The organism is Bradyrhizobium sp. AZCC 2262 (assembly GCF_036924535.1).
In the GTDB taxonomy this organism is placed as follows: Bacteria; Pseudomonadota; Alphaproteobacteria; order Rhizobiales; family Xanthobacteraceae; genus Bradyrhizobium.
The window spans coordinates 2,733,237-2,750,513 of the sequence record NZ_JAZHRT010000001.1; the positions used below are offsets into that span (position 1 = coordinate 2,733,237).

The following is a 17,277-nucleotide window of genomic DNA, read 5'->3' on the forward strand; positions in this document are numbered from 1 at the left end:
TCCGTGTCAGTTACAATTTCAGGCAAATTTAGCCGACGCCGCGTACCAGCTCCGCGAGACTCGTTTTGCTGAGAGCCTGCTCAACGGCGTCGTTCGCAGCGTTGAAGATTGGGCCGAGCCTTCGTTTCATCGCGCAGGCCACCGCGCATCCTTCATGCACTTGGCTGCGCATGGCAAAAACGCCGGTCTCGCTTTCAACCGCCTTGTAGATCTGACCGAGTGTTATGCGAGATGCCGGGCGCCGGAGACCGACGCCGCCATGACGGCCTTGGCAAAGAGCGACCAGGCCCTCCCGCTCGAGGAGCTTGAGGATCTTCCGCACCACGACCGGGTTGGTCTGGAGGCTTTTCGCGATTGCCTCCGAAGTCGTTCCCTCGTCGCCGGCGTAAGCGACGAAGCTCATGATGTGGACGGCACTCGCCATACGACTGTTCGCGGTCATAACGGTAACGATACCAGTTACATTTAAGGCTGTCAAGCTCGAGCGTCGCGTCCGATCGCCCCGATCCCCGCCAGCACAGGCGGTGTTCCCGGTGATGCCGGCGTTGTCGACCAAGTGGGCAGTGTTGCCGTCGCCGCCGGCTGGCTGGCTGAGCAGTGACTCATCGCGGCCTTGTGAGAAAGTTGGCGGCGCCGCAGTACGAAACCCTAGTGGGTGAGTCGTGGCAAGTTCGAGCTTATCATCAATCGCAGGCGGCAAAGGCGTAGTGCATCGCGACTTCCGCCGAGCCGCTCTTGCTGACGAGCTGATTGGGTAGTCTGACAGTTTGCTGCGGCGCACGAGTCCGGATTTGGCACTTTTCGGACGTGTGGCGTTGTCAGACCTACGTCTGTTATGCGAACAAAAGCGGAATCAAATTTTGCTGCGTCACGACACCCAGACCGCGAGGGAGTTGGTTTGGGAGCCACTGATGATTTTCCAAACGCCAAGTCGATACGCAAACGAAAAATAATCGAATACGCACGTGACTGGCCACGCTGGCTATCGTGGCCAGTCCCGGTTCTGTCGGTACTTAGGCACGCATTGAAAGTGATATGCCAAGCTTCGCAGCCATCACGCTCGTAGCGCCCGGAGTTCTCTTTAATGATTTCGCTATCTTTGTGACGCCATCCTTAGCTTTTGCCATCGTCTTCATTTGCCGCACGTCTTCCTTTGTCCATTCACGACGCACGATCTTCTTAGTCCGGGCCATTCTTGCTCCATTTTTTTGGGAGCGGCCTTGTATCAAGCACATCCGCAATTGCAATGTCACAGTTAACTTGATTCACAAATGAAACGCTCACGAATCCGTGCTTGCGGCTATTTTTGGTAACAATCCTGCGTGTCAGAAAAACTTCCAACTTCTGGCTCGCCTTCACACGATCACGACACCTTCGGGACATTCTTCAAAGCAGGTTCAACTAATAGACTGCGAAGTTCGTCGATCTGACGTGCGAAATCCAGCGCGTTTGCTCTCAACACTTCCATGGCACGACCCCGATGACCTTCGCCTTGCAATTCTGCAATTCGCTCATTAAAGGCGTCCAGCGCGTCCTGCAATTTGTGAATTTCGCGCTGAATCGGAAACCGCAGAGCAGGTAGTTTCTTCACCGCTGGTCGAAGTCTAGAATTTGCTAAACTGTTGCTGGTGGTTTGCCGCTGTTTGGTCATAGCCAACCTCGAATCGCCAGAAAGTCGTTACTTTATCACCCGGCGACGCTGTTGACCTAAATGCTAAGTCGATTGACCGCATGGGCTGCAGTGGCCGCAATCATGAGCACCACAAGCGGCGCCGGGGCAAATGGATCCGTTTGCGTAGTTGTTCGCCGGACTACGCAGACGTACTTGGAGAAGGTTCGATCCCAGTTCCTCTCCCTCCGCCAGCCTCACCGCAGCCAAGTATTCTCCGGGTGGACTGGCTGGCAATTGAGCCCAAAAGAAACAGCGACTTCTGATCGGAGCTCCAGCCTTCGGATCGACAAAGTTGGCCTTTTTTCTCCGAAAGGTTCGCTTTTCTCCAAACCTCTGGACTCCACTGCTTCCGTACGGTTCTCGAAATTCAACGTTTCGAGCAACTTATAAGAGCCGATGGAAAGTGGTTCGATCGCTTCTCTCGGATGGGCGAGTGGCCGATTTCTACCGTCCACTATGTCGAGGTTCGAATCCTCCCGCCCGAGCCAGACAGTCCGACAGCCTGATCCATCATTCGTAATGACGGGGTCACAGGTTCGAGTCCTGTTTGCGGCACCAGCAAAATCATAAACTACTTAGCCCACTTAGCGGCGTTCCGGAAAAAGCCCTGTGTCGGCACTGTGTCTGCAAACCAGTTACGGCGCGCGGGGTGTCGTCATGGATAGCTTAACCGACCTTGAGAAATTGCTTTTGGCGGCGTGCCAGATGGCGCTTCGCCAGCTTGAGTACGATGGCGACGACAAAACGGCATTTGCCGGCGCGGTGTTCGAGGCTCTTACCAAGGCCATCGCGGCAGCCGCCGCGAAGCAGGCCCAAACCGAAACGGCCAAATAGCCCCGCCATGACTCTGGGAAGCCCGCCGGTGAGTCCAGCCGCGGCAGGCTGTCGTGCCGCCGGTCGAGCGGCGCCAGCGCATGGGCGAGTCTGTGCGGCCCGCTCTTCGTGCAAGCCCGAATTGGAACGAGTGGAGGTTGAACGAGTTGTGATTCCGCGCCGGGCCGCCCCGGCGGAATTGGAATGACCGCCCCAGCCAATCCCCCCTGGCTGGGGCCGTTCCTTTAGATACCGGCGAGCAGTTACGAAAGAGGCCGCCAACTGAGGCAGCCTTACGCGAGTGCGAGTTCTTGGATCGCGCGCGCTGAAATTTGCGCCGGGTCCTTGAGGCCGGTCTGACCAATCTCGATTATCTTCTTGGCAATGAACTCGGTCAGAGGATCGTTGCGGTCCTTAACGGACAGGGCGCGCAATGTGTGTTACACGTTTTTAAAATTTCCGAACACTGACGACCTTCAAAAGGACACGCAAACCTTTGCCATTGGCAAGTTCGGCGAAGTCCAGATCGATGAATTCAGCGTGTACGGCGACGGCATCATTGTTTCTGGCCGGTGCAGCACGCGAAAGCTCGAGCTGTTTGTCCATGATTTGCTCGAGATAGTGAGAAGTGTCGGCTACTCGCAAACGAATGTTTTTGAACCCGAAATGCACTTTGAAAGTAGTTTGGTCGTCAGAGCCCGGAAAGATTTGGGGATCAGTTTTGCGCCGCCGCCGACGACCACTGCTCTCATACGAGACGCGTTGTCAAAACAAACGAATGCGACCTATCTGCCGTTTGCGACTCACTTTGAAACTGATGTGAGCAGCTTAAAAAACACGGCGTAGACCGGTACGTTTTACGTTGGAGCGAAGGTTGGGCACGCCGTTCGACAAGCACGTCTTCTATTCCCAGGCTCCGTTGCGAACAGAAGATCATTTCGCGTTGCTCCAGCAGATTGAAGCACTGGCAGACTAGGGCATCGGCCTCAGCGGCACCACGTTGCTGGCCTTGTCCTCACCGCTCCTCGTCCCGATGCATCGGATTGTAAGGCGTGATCTCGCGCTACGATGTGCGGTGTCTAATCGAGGTTCCGATCCCCAAGGGATTGATAATTGCAACTGAGATTTTGCGGCGCTGTCATGGGCCATGCCCTGGCGCCGCAAACCCAATTCTCGACTACGCTACTGGACGACTGGCCGGCCTGCCGACATGAAGGCGGAAGGCTTCAGAACGATCCTGGTCTACTGCGTCGGCCCGCCCGATCGCGATCCCCGCCCGCGCTGCTGGCACTATTCTGTGGTGCCGCTGGATGGACTTCCGGATTGGGGCTGGTACGATATCTGCGCACATTTCAAGTGCACGCGGTGCGGCTCGGTTGGTTGGATCGATCCGCGGCCAAATTGGTCCGAAGTAATAGATTATCAAAGGGGCATTTGTTCGCCCTAGTTCATCATTTGCTGATCGAGCTTTGTCGCATGTCTATTTCTGGCGAGTTGGCCAAACTCATTCCTATTGGTGAAGAAAACGCGGTATCTGGCCTGTTGCTTTGGAAGCAACTGAAGATGTGGTCACCGCCGAGTATTAAGCACACTTTGAGGGCGATGGCTCGCGAGGGCCGGATCGAGCGCAAACAAGTTCAGCGCGACGGGCGCGAGACGACCTTGTATTTCAGGTTGCGCAGTTGATTCAGCACAAGCCCGAGACAAAGGCTGGTTGGCAGCGCAAATTCGAGGATCCGATACCACTGCCGGGCGGACGCAAACTCATCACGCTACGGGACGCCGCCGACTACATTACCGGCCTGCCGAAAAAGGGATCCGATCTGCCGGAATGGCAAACGGCGATCGAAGCACTGATGCTGTGCAGCCGCAGCGGTCCGACGATGATGGCGCGCATCGGGGTCATGAAGGCGCTGAACCGTCATGTCGAGCGGGTGTTCAATCCCGAGCGCAACGATCATCACTGGGGAAAGCGAAAGCTCAAGAGAGACCTGTGACACGCTGTCGCTGCCATCGGGTTAGGATTTCATTAACCTTACGGGAGCAAGACTTTGCCTGCCGGGGCTGGGCGCATCATGAAAGGAAAATCCCATGCCAAATCTGAAAGAGGCCATTCGCGAACGTGCCTACCACCTCTGGATCGCCGATGGTCAACCCGAGGGCCAGGCGGACATTTATTGGCTCAATGCTCAACGCGAAATTCTCACCACAGCAGTTGAAAGCTCAGACGGCACCGTCGCCGCCGCAGCGCCCACCGACACGGGATTAGTTGCGACGAAATCCGCTAAAAAGGCAAAGGTCGCCCGATTGGGAAAAAGTAAAATCCGCGCCGCATAGTTCATGCGAGCATCGTCACCCGGACCCGTCACGACGACTCCGTCATCAGCGGAGGGGGCAGCCCAGCTCCCCCGTTGTTCGTCGAAACGAATCGAGGCCAACTATCAGGCTTGGCGCGACCAGCGTGACTGGACGGCGGCTGGAATTGGGTGCCACGCAGAAACCCGCCGGGTTGAGATCGGCGAGTTTCGTACTCTCGCGGGGGCTTGGGCGGGTTTCCGCGATTGGGCCATTGCGTAGCAACCTGAGATTAATGATTCATTAAGCTCGCATCAGAGCGGCTGGCCGCTTGCCGACCCCCATCCCAGCAACGCAACCCGAGTTACGGCACCTCATACGTGCCGGAAGCGTCCAGGGATGCACCATTCGCGCCGGGATATGTGCCGTCGTAAAAGGTGAACTGCACGATCTGCCGACAGTCGCGGACCCGCGGCGTTTAGTGCGGCCTTGAGGTCATTCACGAACCGCTGCTTGGTTGTGACCTTTAAGCCTTCCGGCAAACCCTCACGCCACGTTATCAAGTCGTCCTCTTTCAAGGCATGCAGATACACCGATGCAAGAGCAGCAGCTTCCGCAGCTTCCTGATTGCCGCGCTTTTCTTGACCAAGAACGTAACGCCGCAGTTTGGTGCCGGCGTCGGATCGGACGTCGCGACCTGTCCGGCGCCTTTCTCGAGCGTCGCGTTCCTTGACGTAGGTTTCAACGGCCGACCGCACGGTAGGAGCCGGGCCCGCCGCCTGCGACGCGGCTTCTGTTCTGGCTCGAGCAACGGCCTCCCGTGCCGTTCCCACGGCCTGTTCGAAGGTCAGAATCCCGTCGGCGGGCTTGTCGTTGATGTCGTTGGCGACGCCAACTTGCGCCTGCTTGTAGTTGCCGCCTTCGTGGTGATTACGCCAGCGGACAAGCTAGTCAAGCGCTCACCTTGATCTCAAGTCTTAGGCGCATGAGTGTGGGAACGTCGAATTGCATCGATCGCTAGGATCGTTACCACTGCCAAGGTTGTGAGGCCGATCGCCATTGCATGCTCCATGCCGGTGACACAAGCGTCGAAGTCTAGCGCAAAGGTTCATCCTTGCGTCGCTCAAAGATTATCCAAGAGATCTCGAAGTTTGGGCAGGCTTGCTATCGCTTGCGAGCTTCTTCGTTGGAAAGGTCCGTTAGGAACCGATCAAGTGCAAGTTTTCCGGCATACTCCGCCGCTGCTTGCGATTGAAAGCCACTTGCGCCAAATCGAATGCCCATCGGTTTGCTTCGTCTGTGCAATTCCCAGCTCCAGGGATGAGGACGCGTTCCGGTATCGATGGTCTCAATGTAATAGTCAGACGTCGTTGTCATGGATTACAATGTCGCGGCGCTGAGTATTACGGCGGCCTAAGTTAGTCTGCCAATAATGGCCCAATCTCAGGTGGTCGCCGCAGTGTTGGGTGGTAGTGGGGGCACTAGAAATTGCTTGGCAATAGCCAAGGCACCCCACTCATCCGTCTCCAGGGCTATCTTCTGCGCGAGCATCACATCGCCCGGAACGAGGTTGCCTTCCGGTATGAAACACCATCCCATGCGTGGCCGGCCATCGGCATCGAGCTCAAGGACGTTCTGGCACACACCGTGCTGGATACGATATGACTTCCCGCTATCGCAACCAACGACCTCGAAATAATCGTAAGAATCAAGCAGCCGTCGCTGTTGCGTCGAAAGCCACTCGCGCAGCAGCGTGATGCCGCGGATAGCCCGGTTTTCAAACCGCGCACGCCGCCGGCTTTGCGCACCTTGCAATGCGCGGATGAGATTGAGGGCCGGGCGACCAATCCAGGTCGCCGAGGCCATCAGCCATTGAGCCACGGCTGTCTAACCGCCAACCAGCCGAGGATAAAACACCGTCTCTTCGGCCTTTGAATCGAACGAGCGGACGAGGGAAACGTCGCCATTCGCTAGTCGTGTGGCGGCCGTGAAACCACTGCCCGTCAAGACCTTGAAGCGGCGTTCAGCTTCGGCCAGCGCTTTCAAGTCTTTAGCATCGAAATGATGACGGGAGTCGCCTGAATGATCCATGACGATCTGCGTAGCCATAGAAGAATCTCCACCGTTTGGGTTTCTCTTCCAGCCCGGAGTAACTGTAATCGAAATACGATACGACGCATGTTCAAAAATGTGGCATCCCGCATCCCGCGGAACCGTGCCTTGGCGCTGAGAGGAAAGCGATCGTCACTGCTTTCGCCACGCAGACAAACCAGACGGGCCGTTTCGAACATTCGTCGCCCCTGTCTGCGGTTGAAAAGCACACGTGCTCTAGAGCCGGCCTCAGGCCGGACTATCTGCTGACCCCGCGGTGTATCATTGAGCCAGAAGCAGTTGTGGCGGAGCTTATGTTACCGCGCGCCGTAGAGCCCGCAACGAACGCATCGATGCCAGAACGAACCGTATTAGCCGAGCCTATGATGGATCGCGCGAGCATGCCCATCGCCTGGGCTTTTTCCGCGGGCGACCAGTAATTTTCAATGTCGTCGATCGGCGGTTGGCTGAGGCCGCGCGCGCCGCGAAAGATATTCGTAAACGACATCTGCTGAGTCGTCGCCAGCCGGCGTGCCTCCTCGTCGCTGCCGGCGGCGATAATGTTGACGCCTACCATCGCATAGGGGCGCTGGAGCTGTTCGGATGGTTTGAAACGGCTGCGATAGATCTGCAGCGCCGGGATGAGTAGGTCAGGCGCGAATTGTGAGGCGAAAGCGTAGGGGAGCCCGAGTTCAGCCGCCAGCATTGCACCAAAATTGCTCGATCCGAGAATCCACAGTGGGACTTCCGTTCCGGCTGCCGGCACCGCCTACAAATCCAGGCAGGGTTAGCTGCCGGCATTTAAGCAGCCGACCGGATGGAGCCGAACGAGAGCCAGCCTCATCGTGAGCTATTGATGTAGATCAAGCTCGGAGCGCTTGGGGAGGGTTTTCAGTGGGTGTCGATCGGCGCCGCGCGTCGTACGGCCACAGCAAGCCCCCGGTGGCCGTTTGATTGCCCACTAAAATCAGAGCCGCCGGTTGACGCTGGCGGGCCCTTTCTTTCGCCGGATTTCTGTCACCAACTTTGCGTGTTTTTAGAATCGATTAGGGAGAAACGACGTGGCGATAGGTACAGTGAAGTGGTTTAACGCGACGAAGGGCTATGGATTTATTCAGCCCGACACTGGCAAGGACGCGTTCGTTCATATCTCGGCCGTCGAGAGAGCAGGTATGAGCAGTCTGAATGAGGGCGCGAAGGTGAGCTACGAAGTCGTGGCCAACCGGGGGAAGGAATCCGCCGAGAATCTCAGGGTAGGTTGATCGACCGCCAGTTGGACTTCTGGAAACGGCTCCAGCCTTGGGGGCAGAACGCTGGGGCCGTCATTCCAACGCGCGCCATGCGGCGGGCGTGGCGCTTACATCAAAGTGGGCAGTCAGTGCCCGTTCCTAGAGTGTTAATCGGCGTGGGGTCCCGACGCCGATCGGCGGGCCAAGCTATTGATCTACCAAGCGATGGTGGGGGCAATCTTGGGCGCTTTTTTACACTCAATCCTCTCAAGGTTGGGGCCCGACGCCAAAATTGGTCGAAGGACAATGCAGAAACATCGATAGCTTGTGTGTCGGGGAGCGAAGGGGGAGCGGTGAGACAACTCATCGCAGGAAGCGCCGGATCGTACGAGAAACTAAGACGTGGCACGGGCAATGGCTGGAGCAACCACGCTCCGAGCCTTGCCGAGAATGGGGATCATCCAGCCACTCCACGCATCCCGCGAATTTCGTCCGTCATAAGTTGGGTAAGCCTAGCAACCTCCTTCGCGCCGAGACTGGCCCAAGGCTGACATAGGCAAAGTCGGCCGGCGCTATCGGTGCCCAATTTTGCTTGCGACCGTCGTGCTTTTTGAGCTTGAGACGAATCGCTTCGACCCTTGATTGGAGTGTTGCGCGTTGCTTTGTTTACTCGCCAACAATCTGACGCGCGTCATGAACATCGTCGGCACAGGGGCGTTGCGGGCAGGCGTGAGGGCAGAGACCCCATCGCGGCCGATCTCGAGCCGGACCTTGCCCACACCCCCATGGTGACTCAGAAGTGGCCCCTGATCGTCCAACAGTAGAAATTGCTCAGATTGGCCGTCTCGGACTACGTTGACCGGATCGCGGACGGCCGCGGCCTGCGTCAGCGCGTTATCTGGCGACCGAGACCCGAAGCGGACATCGCAACTGCCGTCCGCGCGACACGCCGATATGGAAGTTAGACGCTTCACCGAAATGCCGGTCTTCAGAAAGGACCGTACACGCCACCTGTGCGGATGATTAAGCTGACCGAGCAGCGGGAGATTACGCCACAACGAAAAACGTCGGCCAACTGCGGCGCTGTGACAATCGTCCCAAGGTTGGCTATGATTTTCGGGTGGCTAGGTGCGGAAACGATCATGATCAAGAACGGACTTTATGCTTTGGCGGCCATTCCCAGGCAAGGTTCGGGTGATGAAGTCAGCGGCGTGCTCATACTGAACGACGGGACTATGCTCGGGGCGACGCTTTCGTCTATTACACGGGGACCTACGAATGCAGCGCTGGAAACTGGCAAGGCAAAATGACTAGCCAGGAGCATACTCCGACCGGGCGGCCGATCGCAGATCGGGTCCAACACATCGGATTTTTTGGTACCTACAGCGAAGCCGGAGCCAAGGTCGATGCAATGGCTCTCGTTGGCGAGCACAGCGTCCGATACGATGCAACGTTGCGCTTGTTGGTAGCGGACTAGCCAACACCACGGCGGCCGGTTTCCCTTACGTTTAGGACAACCATTCTGACAGACTGAAATACATAGCTTCTGTGCGGAGTGACAATGTCGCACCCGTGGTGCACGATTTTCCGGCTAAAGTTAGTAAGCGCTCAGGGATGAGCGCAATAAGTGATGCGGCGGTCCCGGTGAACGCCAGCCCCGCACCGGGGCCGATCTCTTGCGGCGTCATCCGCACTCACTTCTTCGTCGGCACTATGCTCTTACACAGCGGTTTCGATCGTGTTCGCAATCTCCGCAAGCGCCATCACAGATGCAAACTCGGTGATCGAATAGCTTCTGGTACCGTCGCTGATCGAGACGTCTGTTAACTTTCCGACGACATGCCACTCGACGGCTTTTGCAAACGCGTGCTTCGCCGTTTCGGCAGCAGCCGTGAGCGCGTGATTGTCAAGGTAGGCCTGCACGAGAAAGGGCATCGGCAATGCGTATTCGACGTCACGGTGTCGAACCAGATGCAATATTTGGCGTGGCGCGGAATGGCGCTCGAATCCCGCCAACGAAGAACATTCCTGCTCAAAATCTGCCATCGTGAGCCTATGGTGCGGTCCGTCCCCATAGGCCGGGCCAACTGCTTCTTTCCTCAACGGCCAGTTCCGCCCTTCACGGCAAAGGCCTCTATGATTTTTTCTTCTTGTCGATCGATTTGATGAAAGAGACGCCGATCTGATCGCCGTTGACCCAAGCCAGTTGGCAGCGCCGGTATGCTTTTCCCATAGTCGAAAGCACAAGGAAGAACTCTTTCAAGGCAAGACCTTCAATCGAGCCGTCAACGGTTAGTCTGGCGCCGGTATCCGATGCGTCCTGCATCGTGCACGGGCGCTGCCAAGTCCCGTCAATCGCCATCATGTTGGCGGAAAAACCCCGCCCAAAAACGACACGATGTGCCTTGCGATTTTCCATCTAAATCAACTGAAAAATGAACGGAAACCCATCGACCCACGGCGAGTTCCTTTTACGCAATACTCTCACGGCACTCATTGGGGTGGGGACCGCGATTGATTAAGTGTAGAGGCTAGCGGTTAAAATATGTCCTAAGGCCGCACGGACGAGGTGATTAGTTGAGCCTGCGCTGCCGAGTAAATTCGTAACCGAGGCTCGGCAGAGCCCTGATCGACTATCGGTTTTCGGCAAAATATCTAATCGGCCGTGGCCGCGAAGCCTGCGGAGCCGTTCGAGAATAGTCAGCGACGGTTACGACAACAGCTTGAAGAAATGTGGAGAGACCGGAGCGACAAATAGCATAACCTTCATACGAGTTCGTCTGTGGCACGACTTCGAATCCCGGCTGGCACGCCCCACTCCTGAGCAAAACTGGGCACATTGCCCGTCAGCCATAACCAGCCCTTGAAAACGCCTTTTCGTAACCGGGAGGGGGCCCGGCGTGGTCCCAGAGATCCGCCGTTTTCTGAGGGGGGTGTAAATCGGCGTCGAAGGATGATCCCTCCCGTGTCGAGAGAATCAGAGAGTTATGGTGCGGATCGGCGTTGGGACCGCACGCCGATTCACAATCGACGATTTCGTACCTGGCGTCGAACGCATCGATGATAGCGCACGGCCTGTTCTCGCCGGCCCGCCCGCATCAATCGGCGCGAGTGATCCATGGGCCGGCGGGCGTGCTCGCTAGTTCGAAGTCCAGACCTGTGGCTTCAAGCTGCGACGCTTTTTGTCGGCTCAGTCTGCCGGAGCCTGTCGAACTCCGTCTCCGCTTCCGCCTTTGCAATGGCCAGCATGCGGACCGCGTCGGCGATGTTTTCGTGAGAGTGATTGGCCATTACCTGCATTCGGATGCGAGCCGCACCCTTGGGAACGGCGGGAAACTCCACGAGGTTGGCGACCAATCCGAGTTCGATCAGGCGTCTTGAAACAAGACGTGCAAGGCTTTCGGAGCCCATTTTGACGCAAACGATCGCGGATGGGTCGCCATAATAGTCGAGGCCGGCCTGCTTCAACTCGCGACGAAGCGACAGGACGTTGGCGAGCATCTTGCGTCGTAGCGCGTGTCCTTCGGCGGAGCCGACGATCTCGAATGCCTTGAGTATCGTCGCGGCCTGCGCCGGCGAAAGGGCATTGGAGAAAGTGGCAGGGGCGCTGTAAAAGCGTAGATATTCCTGCACCGCTCGGCTCTTGCAGGCGACGAACCCGCCGTTCGACGCAAACGTCTTGGAAAAGCTCCCCATCACAAGGTCGACCTTGCCGAGCATGTTCTGCAGGCCGATATGGCCGCGGCCGTCTTCGCCCAGGCAGCCAAGATCATGTGCGACGTCGACGACAAGTGTCGCATTGAATTCGTGGCAGAGAGCTTGCAAGATAGCGAGATCGGGTGTGTCAGAGTCCATCGAGAACAATCCCTCCGTGATCACGAGGACTCCGTTCTCTTTGTCCTTGGCCCGGATTTTCGCGAGGATGTTACGGCAATATTCGTTGTCGAGGTGCCGGAACAGATGAAGGTTGCTGGTTGCGGCGTGAGCGCCCTCCTGCAGGCAGGAGTGTGCCAGCATGTCCATCACGATATGGTCGGCCGACCTGACGAGGCCCTTCACGACGCCGAAGCCCGCGGCCCAACCTGTCGGGTACAACACGACGTGGTCCATCGCCAGGAATTCGGCGATCTTGCGCTCGAGCGCTACCGAGTACGAAGTGTTGCCGACAAGCGCAGGAGAGCCTGCGCTATGCACCCCGCAGCGCTCGATGGTCTCGATGGCCGTTGCCTTGATGGCCGGATGCGATGCCAGGCTGAGATAGTCCTGCGACGCAAAGTTGACGCCGCGCATTCTGTTGCCTCGGTCGTCCTGCGCCGCGCAAACGGTCTTGGGACCGTCCTCCGTAGCGCGAGAGAAGGGCCAGAGCCCATGATGCCGGCGCAGATCCTGCCAGCGGAAGAAACCTTCCGTGCGTCCCAACAGGTCTGCCCCACCGGGGATGCGGAAATCCCTCATGCTGCCCGTCAAGGCGGCCGGCGAAATACCGGTGTACGAATCGTTTGAAGCCATCCTGCGCTCGTTTTTTGGGTTATTCTGCCGAAAGTGCAGGATGCCCGGGACGAGATTAATTCCTGGTTGGATATTGGGAAATTTTCCGGCCTTTTCCGGCGAAGTTTGTGTTTGGTTTTCTGCACCTTAAGAGCTGCACAGAAACTTGTGCCGGACGCCAGGAAGGGCCGCGAGGGGTCCAGGGCGGCGCCGTGCGCGTAAAGGCGGCGTTAACTATAAGTGACGCAATGTATCTCACCGTCCGAGGCCAGCCGGAGGAGACGAGGAACCCATGATCGGCGTACTGGAAGACCCTACTCAGCCGTTCCGCAAGAATTCACGCCGTGTAGCGGCTGCAGCGGCGGTTGTCATTGCGCTCTCCGCTCCGGCGTACGCTGCAGATTTGCGCCTCCCCGTGAAAGAAGCCCCCCCGCCCATCCCGGTATTCTCTTGGACCGGCCTTTATATCGGCGCGAACGCCGGCTGGGGCTCGAGCCGTAACTGCTGGGATCTTGTTCCGCCCACGCCGGTACCACCGGCGTTGTTGGGCCCCGAGGGCTGCCACGATGCAACAGGTGCGGTAGCCGGCGGTCAAATCGGTTATCGCTGGCAGACCGGCACCTGGGTCCTTGGTCTGGAAGCGCAGGGTAACTGGGCTGACCTCAATGGCAGCAAGGTCAGCCCGCCGTTCCCCACGACGACCAATCGGTCGCGGATCGAAGCATTCGGCCTGTTCACCGGCCAGGCCGGCTGGGCCGTCCAAAATGCACTGCTCTACGTCAAGGGCGGTGCCGCTGTTGCCGATAGCCGCTTTCGCTATACCGACAACGCGACCGGCACCGTCCTTGGCGCCGCGAATGATACTCGATGGGGAGCCACGGCAGGCGTCGGCCTCGAATACGGCTTCGCTCCGAACTGGTCGGTCGCAGTGGAGTACGACCATCTGTTCATGCCGAACCGTACGCATGACTTTGTCAGCCCGGCCGGTCTTTACGCAGGCACGGTCGCCATCCGTCAGGATGTCGATCTCGTTACCGCCCGCGTGAACTACAGGTTTGGCGGTCCGGTGGTAGCGAAATATTAGTCGCGCTGAAATTCGATGCTTGAATGAGGCCGGCCAAAAGCCGGCCTTTTTCACGCGGGCCGTAAAGCCGCGCTACAGAATGCCCTTGGTCTAACGTTCGTGGGCCTACGCCACCGAGCTTTGTTGCGCGACCGGAGGCAGGAGCGATCGAATCTTGCCGAGGAGCCGCTGCATGTCGACAGGCTTCGTATCAAAATCGGAGCAGCCGACTTCGACGCTCTTGTCGCGATCGCTGGCAAGCGCATGGGCTGTCAGTGCAATGATGGGAATGGCCGATGTTGCCGGATTGGCCTTGATCCGCTGTGTTGCTTCCCAACCGTCCATTTCGCCGAGCGCCACATCCATCAGGATCAGGTCCGGCAGTTCGCTCGCCGCCATATCTACGCCCGTCGGGCCGTCGCAAGCGCAGCAGACGGAAAAGCCGTTGCGCTCGAGACGGCGCGTAAGCATGTCCCTGTTCATCTCATTGTCTTCAACAAGCAGAATTCTATGCATTGGCCATTCCAGCGGGAGCAGGCAGAGCAGTGTCGGTGACGTCGGGAACGAGCGTCGCCGCGGCGTAGCGGTCGGTTTTCCGCCGACCATCAACGAGTGGCATTCTGATGGTAAAGCGGCTGCCCTTTCCGGGTTCGCTTTCCACCGAGATCTCGCCGCCCATCAACTTGCAGAGCCTTTGGCTGAGCGCTAATCCAAGTCCCGTACCGCCATATTTGCTGGTGCTGGAGTCGTCAGCGACCGTGAATTTCTCGAAGAGCTTCGGCATTTGATCCGATGCGATACCGATTCCCGTATCGATGACGTCAACGATGAGCTGATCGCCCGCCACGCCCTTGAGGCGTCGCGCGGCGATTTCCACCCTCCCGTTGTGGGTGAATTTCGCTGCGTTATCAGTCAGCTGCCCAATCACATTGCGAAACCTTCCGGCATCGCAGAGTGCGGTCCCCAGATCGGGAGGGATCGAACATGCGAGCTCGCTTCCGTTTGCCTCAACCGCGGTCCTCGCCCGCTCGGCAACATCCCGAAGCAATTCGCCGAAATCTGTCTCTTCCAGATGCAGCTCCATTTTGCCGGCTTCGATCTTGGAAAGATCGAGCACCTCGTTGACGAGCTTCAGCAGGTGCTGTCCGGCCGTGTGTATCTTGGTCAGGTCAGCAATGCCCTCCCTGTCTCGTTCTATCTCGGCGTCTTCGAGCAGCATCTGGCTGTAGCCGATCACTGCGTTGAGCGGTGTGCGCAGCTCGTGACTCATCTTGGCCAGAAACTCGGATTTCGCGGCTCCTGCGCGCTCGGCTTCCTCGGTTGCCGCACGCAACGCCGATGCAGTCGCCACGTGCTGCCGCATCTCGCTTTCCAGCTCGCCCTGTGAGGCTTGAATCTTCGCATAATAGAGCGCCATCATCGCCACATAGATCGACGCCGCCGTCGTCGAGACGAGACCAAGCCCCTGCATTGCGGCAGCCGGCAGCTTGCTGTTGATTTCAAAGCCGTGCGAATAGAAGAAGCTGAATACCGCCACGTTGGCTACGAACATGGTCATTACGATCAGTCGCAGCTTGCTCGACGAGCCCAGATAGAAAAATGCCAGCAACGGTATGACGAGTACCCAGGCGAGCGTGGGCGAGGTCACGCCGCCATAGAAGAAGCAGCTCCAGAGAATGCAGAAGATCAGGTTCTCGATCGAGACCAGCGCAAGCGTGTCGTAGGGCGCGCCGGCGCGCAGAATGAACGGAAATACCCAGAACGACGTGATCGACGCCGCCAATACCGCCACGTCATATCCGGGCGCGGGATCGAGCAGATAGATCGAAATCGGTACTACGTTTCCGATGAACGGACCCAGGATGTGACTGACGAGAAACACGTGAGCACGCTTTCTCGTATCGCGGTCGGCGGCGATGCTGGCCGGAATGAAGTAATTGACCACCCTGTCGAGGGCAGCAAGTGCCGTTGCAAATTTGGCGTTCATGAAATTGGGCCGCTTCCTGCGAGTTGGTCTTCCGATATTCGATCCGTTGCGCTTGCGGCTTTGCAAGTAGAAATAAGGACAGTTTCCGGCAGCTAACAGTTTCATTGCTCGCTTAAAACCGCGTTAATCAGCAGGCAGCCCTGACTAAACCGAATATTAAAGAGAGGCGCGCTAGCTTGCCGGGATAAAACGTCCGTGAAGGATCGACATGCCCATTTGGCAAGAAGTCGTTAAGTTTATTGATTGGTTTATTCCAGCGGAGGCCAAGCTCGAGCGCTCCAAGCGGGAGCTCGCGCAGAACTTCGTATTCACTCATCTGTTCGGACCACTGCTTTCGCAGTCCATCGCTGTATTTCTCTATCTCAGCGACCCGCACCGGGGCGCTGCCTGCTTGACTGTCATCGCTTGCATCTGGCTGTTCTGGACACTTCCGTTCGTCTACAAGATGAGCTGCAACCTGCAGCTATCGGCGCTGATCTCCGTTGAGCTGCTAGCCTTCACTTCTCTGTTTGGCGCCTACTTCTACGGCGGCGTCAGCTCGCCGTTTCTGCCATGGTTGATCGTCAGCCTGCTGCTTGGCTTCTTCTATCTGTCGGAACGGCCAATCCTCGTCCTCGGCCTGTTCACGTTCAACATTCTTGGCTTCGTTCTCGCCTACCTGCTGTGGGGATTTCCGACGCTGCTGTCGCACGAACAACTTTCAACGGTCGGCTGGATCTCGATCCTCTCCGCCACGATCTACATGTCGTGGATGGCGATTTACTACGCCAACATGATCACCGTGGGATCCGATCTCGAGCGCGAAGCCGAACGGCATCGGGAAACGGCGGTGCGCCTGCGCGAAGCCAAGGACATGGCCGATGAGGCGAACCGCGCCAAGTCGATCTTCCTGGCCAAGATGAGCCACGAGCTTCGAACGCCGCTAAATGCGGTGATCGGATTCAGCGAGATTTTGCTCGAGGGTGTGGAGTTCGAGGGCAAGAACAGCCGAAAGAAGCCGGATCTCGAACGGATCAATTCCGCTGGAAAGCATCTGCTGTCGCTGGTGACCGACGTCCTCGATCTGTCGAAGATCGAGTCCAACCATGTCGAGCTGAAGATCGAACAGTTCGATCTGAATGACATGGTTCGCGAGGTTGTCGCCACGGTTCAGCCGGTGGTGGCCGAAAAGAAGAATAAGCTCGTCGTCAGATGCCCTTCCAACCTGGGCATCGTGTCGACGGACCAGACCAAGTTGCGGCAGGCCGCGCTCAATCTGTTGAGCAATGCAGCGAAGTTCACGGAAGCGGGCACGATCATCCTCTCGGCACAGCGCCGCAAGCATCAAGCGGGCGACTGGATCGAGATCCAGGTTCAGGACACAGGAATAGGCATCAACGAGTCCGAAATCGGAAGACTCTTCCAGAATTTTGGTCAGGCCAGCCAAGCGACATCCAGCAAGTATGGCGGAACGGGTCTGGGCCTTGCGCTAAGCCAGAAGCTTTGTGCGCTAATGGGCGGAGGCATCTCGGCAACCAGCGAACCCGGACGAGGATCCTGCTTCACCATACGTGTGCTGGCCTGGATGACCGAGCAGCAGCCGGCCGAGGAACCGTCCATCATGCCCGCGTTTGCGGCTGCCAGCGCTTCGGCGGTGTAA

General features: G+C 57.7%; 19 protein-coding genes and 1 pseudogene. 9 read left to right on the forward strand and 11 right to left on the reverse strand.

Annotated elements, in window-relative coordinates:
• Nucleotides 1-28: 28 nt before the first annotated feature.
• The 3 genes from V1283_RS12865 to V1283_RS12875 all read right to left on the reverse strand — a co-directional run bounded on the left by V1283_RS12865 (nucleotide 29) and on the right by V1283_RS12875 (nucleotide 1,651).
• Nucleotides 29-442 carry an Rrf2 family transcriptional regulator gene (locus V1283_RS12865; protein ID WP_334393042.1) on the reverse strand — a complete coding sequence of 138 codons (414 nt, stop codon included), beginning with the start codon at nucleotides 440-442 and terminating at the stop codon, nucleotides 29-31.
• A gap of 571 nt (nucleotides 443-1,013) precedes the next feature.
• The gene (locus V1283_RS12870) at nucleotides 1,014-1,193 is read right to left on the reverse strand and encodes a hypothetical protein (protein ID WP_334386855.1); all 180 of its coding nucleotides are present in this window, start codon (nucleotides 1,191-1,193) and stop codon (nucleotides 1,014-1,016) included.
• Nucleotides 1,194-1,363: 170 nt separating this feature from the next.
• Entirely contained in the window at nucleotides 1,364-1,651 is a 288-nt protein-coding gene (locus tag V1283_RS12875) for a hypothetical protein (protein WP_334386856.1), read from the reverse strand.
• A gap of 678 nt (nucleotides 1,652-2,329) precedes the next feature.
• On the opposite strand from V1283_RS12875, the gene V1283_RS12880 reads away from it, so the two are divergent.
• From V1283_RS12880 to V1283_RS12900, 5 genes are all read left to right on the forward strand, one after another.
• A complete protein-coding gene (locus V1283_RS12880) occupies nucleotides 2,330-2,506 on the forward strand; it encodes a hypothetical protein (RefSeq protein WP_334386857.1) in 177 nt (58 codons plus the stop codon).
• A gap of 357 nt (nucleotides 2,507-2,863) precedes the next feature.
• Nucleotides 2,864-3,331, forward strand: coding sequence for a hypothetical protein (locus tag V1283_RS12885; protein WP_334386858.1), 468 nt, complete (start codon nucleotides 2,864-2,866; stop codon nucleotides 3,329-3,331).
• A gap of 630 nt (nucleotides 3,332-3,961) precedes the next feature.
• The gene (locus tag V1283_RS12890; RefSeq protein ID WP_334386859.1) at nucleotides 3,962-4,171 is read left to right on the forward strand and encodes a hypothetical protein; all 210 of its coding nucleotides are present in this window, start codon (nucleotides 3,962-3,964) and stop codon (nucleotides 4,169-4,171) included.
• Complete coding sequence (locus V1283_RS12895) at nucleotides 4,168-4,482, forward strand: hypothetical protein (protein WP_334386860.1); 315 nt, start codon at nucleotides 4,168-4,170, stop codon at nucleotides 4,480-4,482. The genes V1283_RS12890 and V1283_RS12895 overlap by 4 nt, the downstream gene beginning before the upstream one ends.
• A 94-nt stretch (nucleotides 4,483-4,576) precedes the next feature.
• Nucleotides 4,577-4,822: a DUF2934 domain-containing protein gene (locus tag V1283_RS12900; RefSeq protein WP_334386861.1), complete on the forward strand. Its 246-nt coding sequence runs from the start codon at nucleotides 4,577-4,579 to the stop codon at nucleotides 4,820-4,822.
• A 1,401-nt stretch (nucleotides 4,823-6,223) separates the two neighbouring features.
• On the opposite strand, the gene V1283_RS12905 is transcribed toward V1283_RS12900, so the two are convergent.
• From V1283_RS12905 to V1283_RS12915, 3 genes and pseudogenes are all read right to left on the reverse strand, one after another.
• On the reverse strand, nucleotides 6,224-6,646 hold the full coding sequence (locus tag V1283_RS12905; RefSeq protein ID WP_442895858.1) for a hypothetical protein: 423 nt from the start codon (nucleotides 6,644-6,646) through the stop codon (nucleotides 6,224-6,226).
• Between the two features lie 21 nt (nucleotides 6,647-6,667).
• The gene (locus tag V1283_RS12910) at nucleotides 6,668-6,889 is read right to left on the reverse strand and encodes a hypothetical protein (protein WP_334386863.1); all 222 of its coding nucleotides are present in this window, start codon (nucleotides 6,887-6,889) and stop codon (nucleotides 6,668-6,670) included.
• Between the two features lie 307 nt (nucleotides 6,890-7,196).
• Nucleotides 7,197-7,640: pseudogene (locus V1283_RS12915) on the reverse strand (LLM class flavin-dependent oxidoreductase); the annotation flags it as partial.
• A gap of 292 nt (nucleotides 7,641-7,932) precedes the next feature.
• Here V1283_RS12915 and V1283_RS12920 point away from each other — a divergent pair.
• Both V1283_RS12920 and V1283_RS12925 read left to right on the forward strand, forming a co-directional pair.
• On the forward strand, nucleotides 7,933-8,133 hold the full coding sequence (locus tag V1283_RS12920; protein ID WP_334386864.1) for a cold-shock protein: 201 nt from the start codon (nucleotides 7,933-7,935) through the stop codon (nucleotides 8,131-8,133).
• Between the two features lie 1,109 nt (nucleotides 8,134-9,242).
• A complete protein-coding gene (locus tag V1283_RS12925) occupies nucleotides 9,243-9,410 on the forward strand; it encodes a hypothetical protein (RefSeq protein ID WP_334386865.1) in 168 nt (55 codons plus the stop codon).
• Between the two features lie 409 nt (nucleotides 9,411-9,819).
• On the opposite strand, the gene V1283_RS12930 is transcribed toward V1283_RS12925, so the two are convergent.
• The 3 genes from V1283_RS12930 to V1283_RS12940 form a co-directional block, all read right to left on the reverse strand.
• Entirely contained in the window at nucleotides 9,820-10,035 is a 216-nt protein-coding gene (locus V1283_RS12930) for a hypothetical protein (protein WP_334386866.1), read from the reverse strand.
• A gap of 199 nt (nucleotides 10,036-10,234) precedes the next feature.
• Complete coding sequence (locus V1283_RS12935) at nucleotides 10,235-10,519, reverse strand: PilZ domain-containing protein (protein ID WP_334386867.1); 285 nt, start codon at nucleotides 10,517-10,519, stop codon at nucleotides 10,235-10,237.
• Between the two features lie 746 nt (nucleotides 10,520-11,265).
• Nucleotides 11,266-12,609, reverse strand: a complete 1,344-nt coding sequence (locus V1283_RS12940; RefSeq protein WP_334386868.1) for an aminotransferase class I/II-fold pyridoxal phosphate-dependent enzyme — start codon at nucleotides 12,607-12,609, stop codon at nucleotides 11,266-11,268.
• A 271-nt stretch (nucleotides 12,610-12,880) separates the two neighbouring features.
• Between V1283_RS12940 and V1283_RS12945 the strand changes: the two genes are divergently transcribed.
• Nucleotides 12,881-13,672, forward strand: coding sequence for an outer membrane protein (locus V1283_RS12945; protein ID WP_334386869.1), 792 nt, complete (start codon nucleotides 12,881-12,883; stop codon nucleotides 13,670-13,672).
• 105 nt (nucleotides 13,673-13,777) lie between these two features.
• Here the strand turns inward: V1283_RS12945 and V1283_RS12950 are convergent, their stop codons facing one another.
• Both V1283_RS12950 and V1283_RS12955 read right to left on the reverse strand, forming a co-directional pair.
• Nucleotides 13,778-14,167, reverse strand: coding sequence for a response regulator (locus tag V1283_RS12950; RefSeq protein WP_334386870.1), 390 nt, complete (start codon nucleotides 14,165-14,167; stop codon nucleotides 13,778-13,780).
• Nucleotides 14,160-15,638 (reverse strand): sensor histidine kinase, encoded by a 1,479-nt coding sequence (locus V1283_RS12955; RefSeq protein ID WP_334386871.1) that lies wholly within the window; start codon nucleotides 15,636-15,638, stop codon nucleotides 14,160-14,162. Before V1283_RS12955 ends, V1283_RS12950 begins: the two co-directional genes overlap by 8 nt.
• 208 nt (nucleotides 15,639-15,846) lie before the next feature.
• Between V1283_RS12955 and V1283_RS12960 the strand changes: the two genes are divergently transcribed.
• Nucleotides 15,847-17,277, forward strand: a complete 1,431-nt coding sequence (locus V1283_RS12960; RefSeq protein ID WP_334386872.1) for a sensor histidine kinase — start codon at nucleotides 15,847-15,849, stop codon at nucleotides 17,275-17,277.